This is a genomic window from Psychrobacter sp. T6-4 (genome assembly GCF_052258425.1).
Lineage (GTDB): Bacteria > Pseudomonadota > Gammaproteobacteria > Pseudomonadales > Moraxellaceae > Psychrobacter.
This window is the reverse complement of sequence record NZ_JBQQEZ010000016.1, coordinates 44561-60285: the sequence shown is the minus strand read 5'-3', so window position 1 is coordinate 60285 and position 15725 is coordinate 44561. Positions and strand designations below refer to the sequence as shown.

10 protein-coding genes, 2 tRNA genes and 1 rRNA gene are annotated in these 15725 nt (G+C 41.7%); 6 read left to right on the top strand and 7 right to left on the bottom strand.

Translation table 11 applies throughout. From position 1 onward, the window contains the following. The first annotated feature begins 263 nt into the window (after positions 1-263). Positions 264-378: ribosomal RNA gene (rrf, locus tag ACTXGE_RS11325) — 5S ribosomal RNA — on the top strand. 280 nt (positions 379-658) lie between these two features. Here rrf and ACTXGE_RS11320 read toward each other — a convergent pair. Beyond that, entirely contained in the window at positions 659-2401 is a 1743-nt protein-coding gene (locus ACTXGE_RS11320) for a hypothetical protein (RefSeq protein ID WP_443543439.1), read from the bottom strand. 162 nt (positions 2402-2563) lie between these two features. Here ACTXGE_RS11320 and ACTXGE_RS11315 point away from each other — a divergent pair, with 162 nt between their 5' ends. The 3 genes from ACTXGE_RS11315 to ACTXGE_RS11305 all read left to right on the top strand — a co-directional run bounded on the left by ACTXGE_RS11315 (position 2564) and on the right by ACTXGE_RS11305 (position 4140). Continuing rightward, complete coding sequence (locus ACTXGE_RS11315) at positions 2564-2977, top strand: OsmC family protein (protein WP_317200314.1); 414 nt, start codon at positions 2564-2566, stop codon at positions 2975-2977. A gap of 1 nt (position 2978) precedes the next feature. Then, a complete protein-coding gene (locus ACTXGE_RS11310; RefSeq protein ID WP_443543442.1) occupies positions 2979-3443 on the top strand; it encodes a flavodoxin family protein in 465 nt (154 codons plus the stop codon). A 73-nt stretch (positions 3444-3516) separates the two neighbouring features. Continuing rightward, a complete protein-coding gene (locus tag ACTXGE_RS11305) occupies positions 3517-4140 on the top strand; it encodes a DUF938 domain-containing protein (RefSeq protein ID WP_443543443.1) in 624 nt (207 codons plus the stop codon). A gap of 16 nt (positions 4141-4156) precedes the next feature. Here the strand turns inward: ACTXGE_RS11305 and ppc are convergent, their stop codons facing one another. Next, positions 4157-6934, bottom strand: a complete 2778-nt coding sequence (ppc, locus tag ACTXGE_RS11300) for a phosphoenolpyruvate carboxylase (RefSeq protein ID WP_443543444.1) — start codon at positions 6932-6934, stop codon at positions 4157-4159. Between the two features lie 146 nt (positions 6935-7080). Further along, the gene (locus ACTXGE_RS11295; protein ID WP_443543446.1) at positions 7081-7863 is read right to left on the bottom strand and encodes a dienelactone hydrolase family protein; all 783 of its coding nucleotides are present in this window, start codon (positions 7861-7863) and stop codon (positions 7081-7083) included. A 299-nt stretch (positions 7864-8162) separates the two neighbouring features. Here ACTXGE_RS11295 and ACTXGE_RS11290 point away from each other — a divergent pair, with 299 nt between their 5' ends. Beyond that, on the top strand, positions 8163-10250 hold the full coding sequence (locus tag ACTXGE_RS11290) for a catalase (RefSeq protein ID WP_443543448.1): 2088 nt from the start codon (positions 8163-8165) through the stop codon (positions 10248-10250). Positions 10251-10360: 110 nt separating this feature from the next. Here the strand turns inward: ACTXGE_RS11290 and ACTXGE_RS11285 are convergent, their stop codons facing one another. After that, a complete protein-coding gene (locus ACTXGE_RS11285; RefSeq protein ID WP_443543450.1) occupies positions 10361-11260 on the bottom strand; it encodes a DUF3142 domain-containing protein in 900 nt (299 codons plus the stop codon). A 97-nt stretch (positions 11261-11357) separates the two neighbouring features. Further along, positions 11358-13661: a hypothetical protein gene (locus ACTXGE_RS11280; protein ID WP_443543452.1), complete on the bottom strand. Its 2304-nt coding sequence runs from the start codon at positions 13659-13661 to the stop codon at positions 11358-11360. 385 nt (positions 13662-14046) lie between these two features. On the opposite strand from ACTXGE_RS11280, the gene ACTXGE_RS11275 reads away from it, so the two are divergent. Beyond that, the gene (locus tag ACTXGE_RS11275) at positions 14047-14829 is read left to right on the top strand and encodes an MBL fold metallo-hydrolase (RefSeq protein ID WP_317200306.1); all 783 of its coding nucleotides are present in this window, start codon (positions 14047-14049) and stop codon (positions 14827-14829) included. Positions 14830-14917: 88 nt separating this feature from the next. Here ACTXGE_RS11275 and ACTXGE_RS11270 read toward each other — a convergent pair. After that, positions 14918-14993 (bottom strand) — tRNA-Lys (locus tag ACTXGE_RS11270). 335 nt (positions 14994-15328) lie between these two features. Beyond that, positions 15329-15404, bottom strand: a tRNA-Lys gene (locus ACTXGE_RS11265). Positions 15405-15725 lie beyond the last annotated feature (321 nt).

Here is a 15725-nt window from a genome sequence, read left to right as displayed (position 1 = left end):
CGATGTGTGTAGCTAACCTGTACTAATTGCTCGTTTGGCTTGACCATACAACACCCAAGTGGTTTGTAATTATCTATTGAGTGACAATTATGCGTCTGTCACGCACCTTCAATTACTTGAAGGTCCCTTGACAGACAAAACGCGCAATGGTTATTCATAGAATGGTAAGCATTATATCGATATCACCTTTATCCTTGATTCAGTTAGGATAGTGATACTTAGTCAATTAAGTAAAACCAACAGACTCATATCTAACCCCCTTTGCTGACGACAATAGCACGATGGCACCACCTGATCCCTTCCCGAACTCAGAAGTGAAACATCGTCGCGCCAATGGTAGTGTGGCTCCGGCCATGTGAGAGTAGGTCATCGTCAGCTCTCTATTCTAAGAAGAGTCATCCTTAATCGGATGGCTCTTTTTTTTATCTTTAATTTTTACCATTTACCATGTGACCTACGCAGCCAATCCTATTTAAAGGATTGGCTCTTGCGAACCTAAAATTGACATGCAATTTTTTAACGGTTCTCAGGTCATCGTCAGCTCTCTATTCCTAGACTAGCCCAATCCTATTTATTCAGGATTGGGCTTTTCTTTGTTTTATGTTTAAAAAGATCTGTTACGTACAGCTCTAATCATATCAACTCTTATATAACATTCTTAAACTTGGGATTTCCATTCTTGGTTAGACTCAAATATGTCTTGATATACTGCCTCTTTAATAGAATCAGCATTAAAACGACTTCTGTTTTCGCTCAGTCTCAATACTCTAGGCAGTCGACTGATTCCTAATTCACCATCTGCTAATGCGTAATGTCTATATTTTTCATTGATAATTTCATTACATTCAAATTCAGGGTATACCATTCCTTTGTTTTGATTTTTTGCCATTCTGACAATGAACACAAATAGATCTTCATTTACCGATTGTTCTGTCTCTATGATGTCTTCTAGTGAATAATTAGGCGTCTTGCCTGCTTTCAATTTTTGCCAAAAACTACCTTTCTCTTTAACTTCATTATAATTCGCTATATTATCTTTATAAGACTGTAGCTCGCTTAAAGAGATTTCAGTCTCTTCTAACTTTTCTTTAACTGTTGTTAAGGGTACTTTAATATGATCGGCATGTTCCTCTACTCTTTGCTGCTCAGCATTTAGTACCAAACGTAATTTATCTAATAGTTTGCGCATAGCGATAAGCTTTATAACCATGACCTCACCACTATCAGAATACATCACTAAAGGTTGCAGTCTAAAATCTTGAATATTATCACTCATCTGTTTTGCTAATTGATCTAAATGATAAAACAGATAGTTTCGATCATTAATATCGTTTTCTGTCAGTTTGATGACATTAGGTAGTTTTTGTAGTATTAGCAGAGATAACTGCTTTTCATACTTGATAAGACGTTCTTTGATTATAACTTCAGGTTGACTACCATCTTGTTCGAGCGGCTCTTTAAGTAAAGGTTTTAAATAGCAGCTGTATAAGCGTTTAATTTCATTCACAAATTTTAAGATAGTATCAGAGACTCCTCTATCGAGTGTATATAATCTGGACATACAGTAAGAAGAATGCGTGAGATATTTAGAATCCTTCATACGCTTTTTGTCTAGTACAATATGAGTAAGATAGACAAACTGATGGTGACCGCCGCCGCTACTATCCTCATGTAAAAAACGTCTAAAAGAGTACGGGTTTTTATCGATCTGATCTGCAATACCAATCAAAAACCAGTAACGCTGTCCTTCAACGATAAAGAACTTTCTATCTAAGCCTTCTTTTTTGATAAACGCTGGAAAATGTGTAAGTTCTTGAAATTCTAAATCAGAGGAATCCCAACTTCTAAAGTCTCTACCTTGAATCTGCTGCTTGATAAAGACTTCTTTAAAATAGGACTTCACGATATCATCATTTAGCTGACGTAGACCTGAATGTATGGTTAACTCTATAGTGTCAATCCAGTTTGCTAACTCGTATAAAAATGCTATTCGTATTCTATGACGACTTTTTTGATCTAGTAGAGAATCATGAACCTCTAAATTATCTAAGTAGCCAAGTAGTGCTTCAACTTTATCAGCCAAAGCTATCGCGTTATAAGCTTTAATGTCAGAGCTTACGACTTTGAGCATATGAGAGGCGATGGAAATCAGATCTTTATTATTAGTTTTGATACTACCAATCGTAAAAGACAGAGTTTCAGGACGCTTATAGACTAATTTTTTGTCTGCACTAATCGTTATACCGCGAGGCTTTAGTATATTCTTATAGATACTGTACTGACTTTTCTTATGCAATTTGGGTAATATTTTTTCAACGGATTCATACCAATCAGAGCTAAGTGCGGGATCTATAGATTTTAGCTTGTAAAGCTGATACTCAGATAAGTCATGAATATTCATGAGTTGAAGTCCTTTAGGCATTCGGTCAATTGTATGACATACTAAATAAGCAATTGTAATGCACAATTGTCATAGGATAAACCATCAGCTGATAATAATTAAAAAAGTTTACAACTAAAAATTTTAAATGAATAAGAATCTATATAAATGAGGAAGAACAATATGAGTACGTCAAAAGTTAATTACCAAGGCTCATTGCGTACGAGCGCAGTGCATCTGCAATCTAGCAACGAAATTATCACAGATGCGCCAACGGACAACCAAGGTAAAGGCGAGGCGTTTTCGCCAACGGATTTGTTAGCGACCAGCTTAGCCAGTTGTATGTTAACTATTATCGGTATTAAAGCTGCTGATATGGGTATTGATATTACGGGCACTACAGCTGAAGTGACTAAGATCATGGAATCTGATCCAAGACGAGTTAGTGAGATACACGTCGCTATGCATTTTTTACAGAAGCTAGATGATAAAACACAAAAAGTGTTTTACAACACAGCATTAACTTGTCCTGTGGCTCGTAGCCTCCACCCAGACGTGGTTCAAAACGTAACCTTTAGCTATGCAGATGGTGGTTAATATGACGACCAAGACATTACTCATAGTTGCTCATTCGCCCTCAAAGAATACCAAAAAACTAGCACAAGCAGCTTTTGATGGCGCCAACCATCCCGATATTAATATCAATGTGGTACTCAAGTCTCCGCAAGATACGCAGCCTGAAGATATAATGGCAGCAGATGCTTTGCTATTAGGCACGACAGAGAATTTATCTTACATGGCAGGATTGACCAAAGATTTTTTTGATCGCTGTTATTATCCGGTTTTGGAGCACAAGCAAGGCCTACCTCTCGCACTGTATATCCGAGCAGGGTTTGATGGTACAGGGACTAAACTGGCTATGAAGACGATCATCACGGGTCTGCGCTGGAATCAAATTCAAGATACGCTCATTTTAAAAGGGGAGTGGCAAGAGGAGTTTACTGAGCAAGTAAAAGAACTTGCTATGACTTTAGCTGCTGGGGTAGAAGCAGGTATTTATTAGTTAAATAGCTAACGAAGATATAAACAGAATTTAGAGCACTAAGATCAAACTAAGTAATTTGGACCAAAAAGCTATGACTTCTCCATTACCGTTTTCTCAAGCTTGCGAAAATAACAAAGACGTTATCCTAAAGGTTTTGCAAGTAGAGCTGCAAGGTTATACGCGGGTGCTAGAGATAGGCTCAGGAACGGGTCAGCATAGTGTATATTTTGCACCAAACTTGCCTCATTTGATTTGGCAGACTAGTGATGTTGTGAGCAACCACTCTTATATAAAAGCTTGGCATGATACTTATCCTACGACCAATTTAAGAGCGCCATTGGCATTTGATTTAACTTGTGATTCCATTCCACTGACTGATAATGTCAAAGACTCTTACGATGCTGTGTTTACTGCCAACACATTTCATATTATCAGCTGGTCTTTGGTTCAGACCTTGATTGAATTGGTAGGTGATGCATTACCTATGAATGGCAAGCTCATTGTCTATGGCCCGTTCAATGAAGATGGCAGGTACACAAGCGAGAGTAATCAACGTTTTGATTTATCATTAAAACAACGTGATGCCGCTAGTGGTATCCGTGACAAAGAGGACGTCCTCACTCTAGCAAAGAAGCATGATTTACAGTTATCAACGCAATACGATATGCCTGCAAACAACCAAATATTGGTGTTTCAAAAAAGAGTGCAGGCATAAGGTAGAGATGCCACTGCTATCCTGTGTTACGTAACCCTGCTGCGAGAGCATTTATACTACGAATCAGGGGATCTTCTACAGCGAGCTTATCCTTGTCGTCATCAGCATCACCCTTTTGCCGTAAGCGTTTGAGCAGCTCAATTTGGATGTAGTTAATCGGATCTAAGTAGGCATTACGCCATTCTAGCGATGCCGATAGCTCTTGTTGGTTGGATAATAAAGACTGCTGGTTGAGCAGTGAGTTAAGACCAGAGTGAGTTAGCTCATGCTCTTTGACTACATCATTCATAATATGCTCGCGCAGACTCTCATCATCGCAGAGTAAGCTGTAGGCGCGCGCAATGTCCATCTCAGACTTGGTAAATGCCATCTCTATGTTACTTATAAAGACAGTAAAGAAAGGCCAGTTGGCGTTCATCTCCTTCATCAGCTCCTCGTCTTGTTTAACGCTATTCAAAGCGCTACCAACGCCGTACCACGCAGGTAGGGTAAAACGCGCCAGCGACCAGCCAAATACCCAAGGTATGGCGCGAATCGTTGACTTGCTCGGTAAGCCTTTTTTACGATGCGCAGGACGCGAGCCGATATTGAGCAGGGATATCTCTTGTACAGGGGTCGCCTGCGAATAAAATGAGTAGAATCCTTCGGTGTGATCAGTGAGTGCCCGATATTGGGTTTCACCAGCATCGGCCAGACGCGCGAACAAATCCTCATAACGCTCTAAGTGCTGAGGCTGTTCTAAAAACTTAGAAGAACTGGCTTTGAGTGCGCCTGTGATACCCATAGTCAGCTGGAAAACGGCAGTGTCTGGATTAGCGTACTTGGCGTATAGTACTTCACCTTGTTCAGTGAATTTGATTTGACCATCTAGAGTGCCTGTAGGTTGAGCGGCAATAGCTTGATGAGTTGAGCCACCACCACGGCTAATTGAACCGCCGCGACCATGAAATAGACGCGTATGGATTCCGTATTCATTAGCGATACGCGTGATGGTCTGCTGGGCGCTGTATAACTGCCAAGCTGAGGTTATTATGCCGCCATCTTTTGAAGAGTCAGAATAGCCCAGCATAATCTCTTGAGTATTATCGGTTTGCTCAAGGAGCTGGCGATACAGTGGATTGTCTAAGACAGTAGGTAATATCTTATCGATATTTTTAAGATCATCGATCGTCTCAAACAAGGGCGCAACAGGTAGTGCTGCAAATAAATGCCCCTTATCATCAATACCAGATAACCCTGCAAAACGCATGAGTAGTAGCACTTCTAAAATCTGACTGGCGTTGTTGGTCATTGAGATGACATAACTACCAAAGGTATCATCGCCGACCAGTTTACGAAGATTAGCTACTGTCTGCATTAAAGCCAGTTGTTCACGGGTTTGCTCGCTCAAATGATCACTATAAATAAGCGGTGTCCCTGGGTTTTTGAGCAAGCGCGTTAGCCATTCTTGACGTTCTAATTCGTTAAGGTTGTGATAATCAGGTAGGTTTGAGGCATTGGCGAAAATGTCAGCGATAACCTCGCCGTGATAGCCTGAGTCTTGACGGATATCAAGCGCCGCTAGATGAAATCCGCAGGTTTTGACCAAGCGTATCATATCGAGCAGAGCGCCGTCGGCATGTGCCTTATCATGCTTATTAACACTCTGGCGAATCAGGCGTAAATCATCTAATAAATCTTGTGGCGTCAGGTAAGCGTCAAATGCAGCTTGCGTATCTGTGCCTTGGCTTTGAATATGCTCATTAGTGGCTTTGACTTTAGCAAGAATAATCGATAGCAGCCTACGATACGGCTCGTTGTTATAGTCATTAAGATTATAGCCAAACACTTTTTTATCCAGCTCACTATAGTCTTGAATACGAGCATAAACGTCTGGTGCAATAGTGACGACAGTATCGCTATGAATAAGCTCACGGCGTAATTGCTTGAGTAATACCTGATAATGACGCAGCACCGTATTGGCATGCATAAGGACTGCCATCTCAGTGGTCTCGTGCGTGACAAAAGGATTGCCGTCTCTATCACCACCTATCCAAGAGCCAAAATTGACAAAGGCTGGTAGGGGATAGTCGCTTAATTCAGGATAGATATCGACAAGAGCGTTCTTTATGTTGCGATACACTTTGGGAATGGCGGTGAACAAACTGGCATTAAAATAGTGCAGACCGTTATTGATCTCGTCATAAACCAAAGGCTTGCGCGTACGCACCTCATCTGATGACCACAGTAGATCGATGGTCTCAGCTGTTTTTTGTTTGGCTTGCTCAAACGCTAAGCTCTCCTCAGACACGTGATTTAGTGCATCACTATGCTCATACAAAGACTGCAAGATATTCATCGTCGTGCGTCTGCGTGCCTCAGTCGGGTGAGCGGTAAAGACAGGGATAAATTTTAGCTGATCGATAAGGACTTTTATTTGCTCAGGGGTAATGTTGCGCGCGCGGCATTCCAACAAAGTACGGCGAAACGAGCCCTCCCAGCTTTGATTAGACTCAGCGCGCATGACTCGGCGCTGCTCACGCGAGTGGTTCTCTTCTGTCAAATTGGCCAAAAAAAAGTAGATAGAAAAAGCACGAATAACGTTTTTGAGGGTTGGATTGTCCAAGGAGGCAATAAGGTCGATAAGATGCTGCTTGCTTTGCGCGTTTGGCTCACGACGCTGTTGAATAAAGCCCTTACGCAGCGTCTCAATAGTGTTCAATGTGTCCTCTCCAGATTGACGAGCTATCGCCTCTCCCAATAACGACCCTAATAATCTGACACGCGCGCGTAATATATCGTTCTGTAATAGCATCTCGTCCTCCTTGTTGGTATTTCCTAAGTTTTAAAGACAACACGCCCTAGTTTAGAGCTAAGAGGTCTAGAACTAGGGTGTGTCAATAACAAAAGTATCTATATACTCTTTATACTCTTTGTAAAAAGTTATATAAGCTGATGGATCTATTTATAACTGTCTTCTAAAAACGTTAGATAACGATTCCATGAGCGCTCATCTGCACGGGCGTTGTATCTATCAGGATTATTAAAATCGGTAAAAGCATGCACCGCGCCGCTATAGGTAATCATCTCGTGCGGTACTTGACTGGCCTCCAAAGTCTTGCCAAGGGCGGTAAAGTCCTCTAAAGGAACGGCTTCGTCAGCTGTGCCATGAAAGACTAAAATCTCACCGCGAGTGGTGTTGTAATTTTGACCTGTCGGAAGCTCAAGCCCGCCGTGAAAGGGCACAAATGCTTTTTGCTCAAAACCGGATCGGGCAAGCTCTAACGCCACACTTCCGCCAAAACAATATCCCATCGTGGTGCCATTTCGAACATTATTGCCCTGCTGCTGACCTACTGTTAGTGCGCCGGCAAGTAAACGGCGCATTTTGGTTCTATCATCATACAGCTCAGAAGTCAGACGTTTTTTGTCCGCCATTTCGGTGGGGCGAATACCAGCACCGAACATATCAGCGGCTAGGACATTATAGCCCTCAGCAGCTAGCATATCGGCACGTTTTTTCTCGTAGTCTGTGAGTCCATCCCAATCATGAATAAGTAAGATAAAAGGGGCGCTTGGTCGATCCGCTTTGGCGTAATATCCTTCATAGTTTTGATTGTCTACCGTATAGGTAATGTCTGTAGCAGTGATAGCTAGTGCACTTTGACTCACAGTTAGAGCAAACAGACTTAATGATGCGCCAGCGATAAGTGAGCGAGTAGATGACTTTGACAGGAGTGACATAGAGAGCCTCTTTTTATAGATGATTAGGTGTAATAATTAAAAGAAGAGCATGCTAAGAAGATGACCTATATCTTATAGGCTTGCATAAAAGCATACCCTATAGAATAGCTACATTACAAGCATGAGTTATTAATGTAGATTTAATACAAAACGCGGCAAAAATTATCTTTGAGTAATGCAAAAGTTAACTAAATATCAACAAGGTAAACCATGTATCGGCTAGGTTTTTTGGGTACTATGAATGGTCGCTCTTTTATGAGCTTACCTATAATCGACAACCAAAAAAGCTAGGATGCCCAATGAAAACCAATATAGATCATACGGACCCCGCAGTTGATATGAACCCTACGCGCGGCAATGGTGGCGAGACGCACCAACGCGCAGGAGATGACAATAAAGCTTTAACTACGCAGCAAGGCGTCGTTATCGCTGATAACCAAAACTCCCTAAAGGCAGGCGCACGCGGGCCAACACTGCTAGAGGATTTTGTCCTTCGTGAAAAAATTAATCATTTTGACCATGAGCGTATCCCAGAGCGTGTGGTTCATGCCCGCGGCAGTGCCGCTCACGGTTATTTTGAATTGACCGAATCATTAGAAGAATATACGACGGCTAAAATTTTGACTGAGACTGGCAAGCAGACGCCGTTGTTCACGCGTTTTTCTACTGTTGCTGGTAATAAAGGCTCAAAAGATACCCCACGTGATGTACGCGGATTTGCGGTAAAAGTCTATACCGAAGAGGGCAACTGGGATATCGTCGGCAACAATATGCCGATCTTCTTTATTCAAGATGCGATCAAGTTCCCAGATTTGATACACGCGGTTAAGCCTGAGCCTGATCGTGGCTTTCCACAAGCTGCTTCTGCTCATGATACGTTTTGGGACTTTGTCTCGCTTAGCCCTGAAACCATGCACAACCTGATTTGGCTGATGAGTGACAGAGCATTGCCACGCAGCCTGCGCATGATGGAAGGCTTTGGTATTCATAGTTATCGTCTACTAGATAAAGATGGCAAGAGCACCTTTGTACGTTTTCACTGGAAGCCTGTACTCGGTGTTCAATCTACCACATGGGATGAGGCTGTCAAAATCTCTGGCGCAGATCCTGATTATCATCGTCGTGACTTGTATGAAGCGATTGATAACAGCGATTATCCAGAGTGGGAGTTTGGCGTTCAGCTCTTTACAGAAGAAGAGGCTAACGCGTTCCCATTTGATCATCTAGACTCAACTAAGCTGATTCCAGAGGAGATGGTACCTGTCAAAATAGTGGGTAAGATGGTGTTAAACCGTAATGTAGATAACTTCTTTGCTGAAACTGAGCAAGTTGCCTTCTGCTTATCTCATGTGCCACCAGGTATTGATTTTAGTAATGATCCATTACTACAAGGTCGCTTGTTTAGCTATTTGGACACTCAGCTTAAGCGTTTGGGCTCACCAAACTTTGTGCAAATTCCTATCAACGCGCCAAAGTGCCCGTTTGCCAACAACCAGCAAGATGGCCATATGCAAATGCAGGTGCCAAAAACTCGCGTACTCTATGAGCCGCAAAGCCTAGATACAACGCGTCCACGTGAGAGTGTTGAAAAGGGTTTTGAGTCGTTTGCTGAAAAGTTGGATGATGGCGTCAAAGGTCGCGTACGTGCTGAGAGCTTCGCTGATCACTATAGCCAGCCGCGTATGTTTTATCGCAGCCAGACCCCTGCAGAACAAGCTCACATCGCTTCAGCTTACGCGTTTGAGCTTGGTAAGGTGGACACCGCTCACGTCCGTACTCGCACGCTAAGTCATTTACGCAATATCGATGAAGATTTGGCAAACCGCGTAGCAACAGCACTGGGCATGGAGCTACCTGAAGCCGCTGATCCTGCTGCGCCAGTAATAGATATGGATACCTCAAAAGCAGTACAGACTATTGGTCTATCGCCTAAGACATTAAAAGGCCGCTTGGTCGGTATTTTAGTCGCAGAAGGCTCAAGTCATAGCGAAATCAAGAAATTTGAAGACGCTGTCAATGCTGAGGGCGGCATGGTCAAAATCGTCGCACCGAACAAAGAAGTGACGTTAGACGATGGTACTCGCGTACAAGCTGACGAGCGCTTAGCTGGCGGTCCATCAGTGCTCTTTGATGCGGTAGTAAGTATCATTATGCATCCACCAGCTAAAAATCTTGCAGAGGACAGCTCAGCATTAGACTGGTTCACCGATGCTTATGCGCATTGCAAGGCCATCGCTTATTGCCCTGCAACTGAAGAACACATATTGAGCAAATTGCCGATCGAAAAAGATGCTTTTGTAACCCCGCTTGATGATGTTGATGGCTTTATCGAAAATGCCAAAACTCGTCTGTGGGAGCGTGAGCCAAAGGTACGTGATTTAGCTTAATCACTCACTGATAACTAGCAAAAAACTCAGCCTAAGTGCTGGGTTTTTTGGTTTTTATAAAATGGTTTAGCTCTTTTCACAATAAAAGACTACTCAAACCACATCAATCTCTAGCGCAAAAACACCACATAACCTTTAAAGTGGGAGTTATTTTCCAAAAATTCTGCGCCTTGCCATTGACCGCCTTCAATAACACCAATCTTAAAATCAAACGGTAAGTTTTCTAACTTTTTTAGATATCGAGAGTAATCGGGCAAAGTCATTGTCCCTTGATAGGTTTGAATAACCAGCTCATCAATAGCATCATTAAGTTGCATAAACTGAGGATCATCCGCTTGGTTTGACCAATCAAGCAATCCAGTCACACTTAATTGATATTGCGCTGGCAACTGCTGACGAATACCTTTGAGTAACTCGGCGTATTTATCGAGTTGATAGGTTGGCGCGTCATAGTCTATTTGAATACCCATGACTTGATTACCTGCACGCTGCCATTTGTCCAAGCGCTCAATAAGCTGCGGTATAACCTTATCTGACCACTCTTGACTGGTTGCCCGATAGACCAGCCAAATCTTTTTGTCAGGTAAGGGGCGCACGCCTAAACCTTGAGAGGTAAGCGTTGCCGGTGCCGCATGAGCCGCGTTCTCACGCGTGTTGGGACGATAGTACGGAATATTGGGCGAACGAATTTCACCTTGTAAAAGATATAAGGTATGAGCTTGGCTAAGTTTAGTGTCATCTTTGGACGGCGTCCAAATCCAAAATTGCTCGTAGTCCTTGGGATTGATAATGACACTATCGCCACCACTACCACTAACAGAAGCATCTGTGTCTGGAGAATGAACACTATTAGGATGACTAGTCTCTGAATGGGTTGGTTGAACCTTATCAGACTGACTAGTCGCAAGAGATTTTTCAAACTGAATATAAATAAAAACCGCAAAGAGCAGAATGATTAAGAAAATAGACCCTAAGACGAACCTTTTGAGTTTGAGCTGTTTATTTATCAAGTCAATATTTCCTAATACTTAACACATCTTAATGCTTAACGCGTCTCAATGTTTAACACGTCTCAATATTTAGCACGTTCTAATTTTAGACGGGTTATTACCAGTAGTATTTTTGATTTTGTGCCCAAGTCGTATTGCTAAAGTCTGATTTTAAACGTTGAAACCACCCTTTACGGACTGACATATCCACGTCCTCATCGCTACATTGGTTATTACCAGCACTTGCAAAGCAACCAATGGCACGGTGTAGGGCATAAGCAGATAATTCGTCATCTGGATTATTGGTAAATATAGCTTGATACATATCTAATCGGCTTGTATTTTTACCCTTAAAACGACTGGGTATGTCTCCTAAGTAAGGATAACTCATATCGCTTTGATCAGCAGTATGATAATACTGGTCATAATCGTTGAGATAGCTTGTGACATTAGTATCATACATAAACTCAGCCAGACATAGAGTTTGTAGTCTATCCTTTGGGTTTTGGCTTAAGCGAGTGACGGTTTTGGTTAAGTCTTGGCAGTTGATACTAGGACTTATCTTTTTGCCTTGCCAATTAAATTCATTAAAAACAGGCAAGTATTTGAGTGTCTCCTCTTGACTATCATAGCCCAAGTATTCTTGAGCATTCTTCGGAAGATAGGAGGGCTTATAGGTTAAGTAGTCTTTATAGCGCCCATGGATCAGTGATTTGCTCAGTAGCGCGTAGCGGGCTTCTGCACCAATAGTATCGGTTGGCGAATGACTATTAGCAATTTGCTGTAATAGCGCAGGATCAGCAGAATACTTTATTATTCGTACTTTTAGAACTTGTGATTGCATGTTGGCATTATTACCAAACAGTTTGCTGTAATCATTAGTTTGATCCGCTCGAAGCGCTAACGCCAGCTCGGTTACAATATTCTGAAACGGCTGTTTGGGTAGCTTGTGCAGACGATCCCATAGTGCATTTGCCTCATCAACATTACCCATTTGCTGCAATGCTTTTGCTTTTAGCACGAATTGGCTAAATTTTGAATACGACATTTTGCTTTTTGCTACAGTAGGCGCATCGCTTGGTAAGTACTGTAAGGCAAGCTTTGGGTTGTTTTGCTGTACAAAATAATAAGTCGCCAGTAGATACTGATACAAATCCATGCGATCTTTAAACTTAGGTTTTAAACGCTCAAGCTGTCTTAACGTCAAAGGAGTAGGGGAGTTAGAAGAACTGGCAGGTCTTAAGCGGTACAAGGCAAAACTGGTCAGTAGGATGGGGCTATTAAAAGTGTTGATATCGATTAACTCATCATAACTTGGGAAAAATACTCGTCGTTCGATTTCTGCTGGTAATGAGCGACTATCGAGATTAAATTGTAGCGAGTTTGCATGATTCATTTGCCATTCGATCTCATCCACTAGCTTTTGTTGCTCATCGGCTAGCCAATAGAGCCTGCGTTGTAAGCCCCGAGCGGAAGCAGTATGATGCCCGTTTTTGAAGCGGCTCAGGTAAGAGTTGATGGCCTGTTGCGTGCCCGCAAATAGCTTTGGATCAACGCTCTCGCTTTTATAGTAGTAGTCTGCCATACCCTGCTGATAAATGCGGTTAATACCCGTACGAATGAGCATATAGTTGGCAGTATCGACCAGCCAAGCTAACCCAGCATTATTATTGGTTTTAATATTAGTCAAAGCGCTATAGAGATTATCGGCACTGTCAAAGTCTGACTTTTCGCCCAAATAAAACAGCTGAGTGGCTAAGATATAGTCGGCGTATGGCTGAGCATTGGTAGACCATTGCAAGGGAAAGGTAGGTGCATTAGAGACATCAGGGGCATCGTTCTCTACTGCTAATGATGGCGTGGCACGGTTGAACGAGTCGGTACATTCACTGCGAATAGCGCTGCGAAACTGCATTAGTTGCACGCGCTCTTTAGAGGTCAATTCAGGATCAAGTTTTAGGGCTTGCTCTAGCGCTTCCTCGCCCGTATAAAAGCTATTACAATATTCAGCGTAATTGCTGGTTTCTGAGTCCTCTAAAAAGCTTTGCTTGGGATTCTCGACTTCATTGACCGCTGTATGTCTTAGAGTCCTTAAGTGTAATGGGAAATCATAATAACGGTAGTATCTTGGGCCAAGCTCATCAAGGGTGTCAAAGTCAATTAAGCCTTTATCAGCGAGCAATAAATAGAGATTGGTTTGGGTATCATTACCAGTATCGAGGGTGGGAAAATTGATCTGGCATTCGTTATAGGTGCGATTGTCCAATGAAAAATTAGAGCCGCAGTATTCACCGCCACCGGCTCTTGCAGGTATAGATAACCCCAGCAGTCCTGTGGTGAAGAGTGTTAATACTAACCCTTTAATAATGGTATTTAACACAGGTTGGGTAGGCGACTTTATATTCTCCGCAACGCTATTCATAGACCACTCACTGATGATTACTTTATTAAACCTTATAAGGATAACAGGATTTTATTCTAAGAACTAAATCCAATGACTCTCTAGCACACCCTATCAAGACTATATACTAGTTCAGGCTTTTGTTCGAATGTTCATTATTAGCGCTATATTTTTTGCAACTAGGCAGTACTTTGAATAGTCGCTGTAAAATAATAGTCACAAGCGTTCACTGAATGTCGCGAGTTGTACAACTCTAAACGTTATAATGCTAAATGCTAAAGCACTAAATATAGTCGCTAAGCTAATCATAAGATTAGCTTGAAATAGAGGTTTATAAAGTTAATTATACGGTTGTTTAATAATTACCAAAAATAAAATAAAGCTTAGTAGTAGGCTGAGAGTTATTATGAGTTTAATTGATATCGTTGCTATTGAAGGCTATATTCAGACCACTTATATGGCGGTGTATCCTGACAAGTTATTACTACTTGACTCAGGATGTCTGTGCGATGTCGAGCATATTTTGACATACATTACAGATAAATTAGAGCGTCCCGCCGGGCACCTTAAGACAGTCATGGTCACGCATATGCACCCAGATCATGCGGGCGGCGCTGAGTTACTAAAACAAAAAACAGGCTGTCAAATCGTTAGTGCAAAATCTGAAAAATCTTGGTATCAAGGTATATCGGGTAGAATCTCGCACTTAAATGATTTGGGATTGACCTATTACGTAGCTCACAGACAAGGGAAGTCAATTGCCAATATTTGGTACAATCCCAACTTAAACGTTGATATTGAAGTTCAAGATGGCGACCCGATACCGAACTTTGCAGATTGGATGGTCTTGGAGACGCCAGGCCATACGGATCGCGACTTATCATTATGGCATGCGCAGACGAAACAAGTTTATACCGCTGATCTTATACTGATTATTAGAGACAAATTTGTATCGCCTTATCTGATTACTTTGCCTGATGCTTACCGCAGCTCACTAGATAAAGTTAAATCGTTGCAACCAGCGCTTATCTTATTAGCGCATGATAAAAGAGCAAAGATATGCGATAAGGATTTTGATCGTCTGATAGCTCGCGCGCCAAAAGAGCCCCGCAAGACCTCGTTAAAAAATGTTTTGAGTAGTGCTATAGTAAAGTTTAGATTTGCCCGTAAAAGAGTTAAAACCCCTTAGCTAGTTAAAATAGCCAAAAAAAAGCCCAGACATTATAAGTAATGTCTGGGCTTTTACGTAGTACGATAAACAAATATCAAACTAAATGTGGTGGGCCGACCGCGACTCGAACGCGGGACCAATTGATTAAAAGTCAACTGCTCTACCAACTGAGCTATCGGCCCTGAGCGAGGATAAAACGAAGCACTGCTTCGTCCGAGCGCAAGAGAATTTACATTTTCGTAAATTCTAAGAGCTATATATCCAAACTAGGTTTAAAACTATCGCACTGCTTTTTTAGCTTCGCAAGGGAAATCCTTTAAATAGGATTTCTAAAAGGTACTGCTTACAACCTAAATTTTGATACTTAGTCTAGCAAGAAAATTTAAATTTTATAAATTCTAAGAAACTCGATATCAACACTAGGTATTTTTCTTAAAAATAACACTCTAAAAGTGTTTATAACTTATTAACCTACTACCGGATAGGGTAGAGCGATCAACAAACATTAAACTAAATATGGTGGGCCGACCGCGACTCGAACGCGGGACCAATTGATTAAAAGTCAACTGCTCTACCAACTGAGCTATCGGCCCTGAGCGGCGTAAAAAAATTGTATACAATTTTAGCCGCGCAAGAGAAAATACCTTAAAGGGGATTTTCTTAAAACATGACATCTTTATGATGTCTAACGAAAAAAGCACTGCTTTCTTAGCTTCGCAAGAAAATTTTCCTTAAAGGGAAAATCCTAAAAACTATGTTTACAAATCAAGTCTAAATGACATCTTTATGATGTCTGATTAAAAACTCTATTTGTAAAACGAATCTCTTGCTTCACTCTAAGAGATATTCTATCCCTAAACGTGAGAGCACATTATATATATTATTGGGACAAATACAACCCCATGACCACAAAA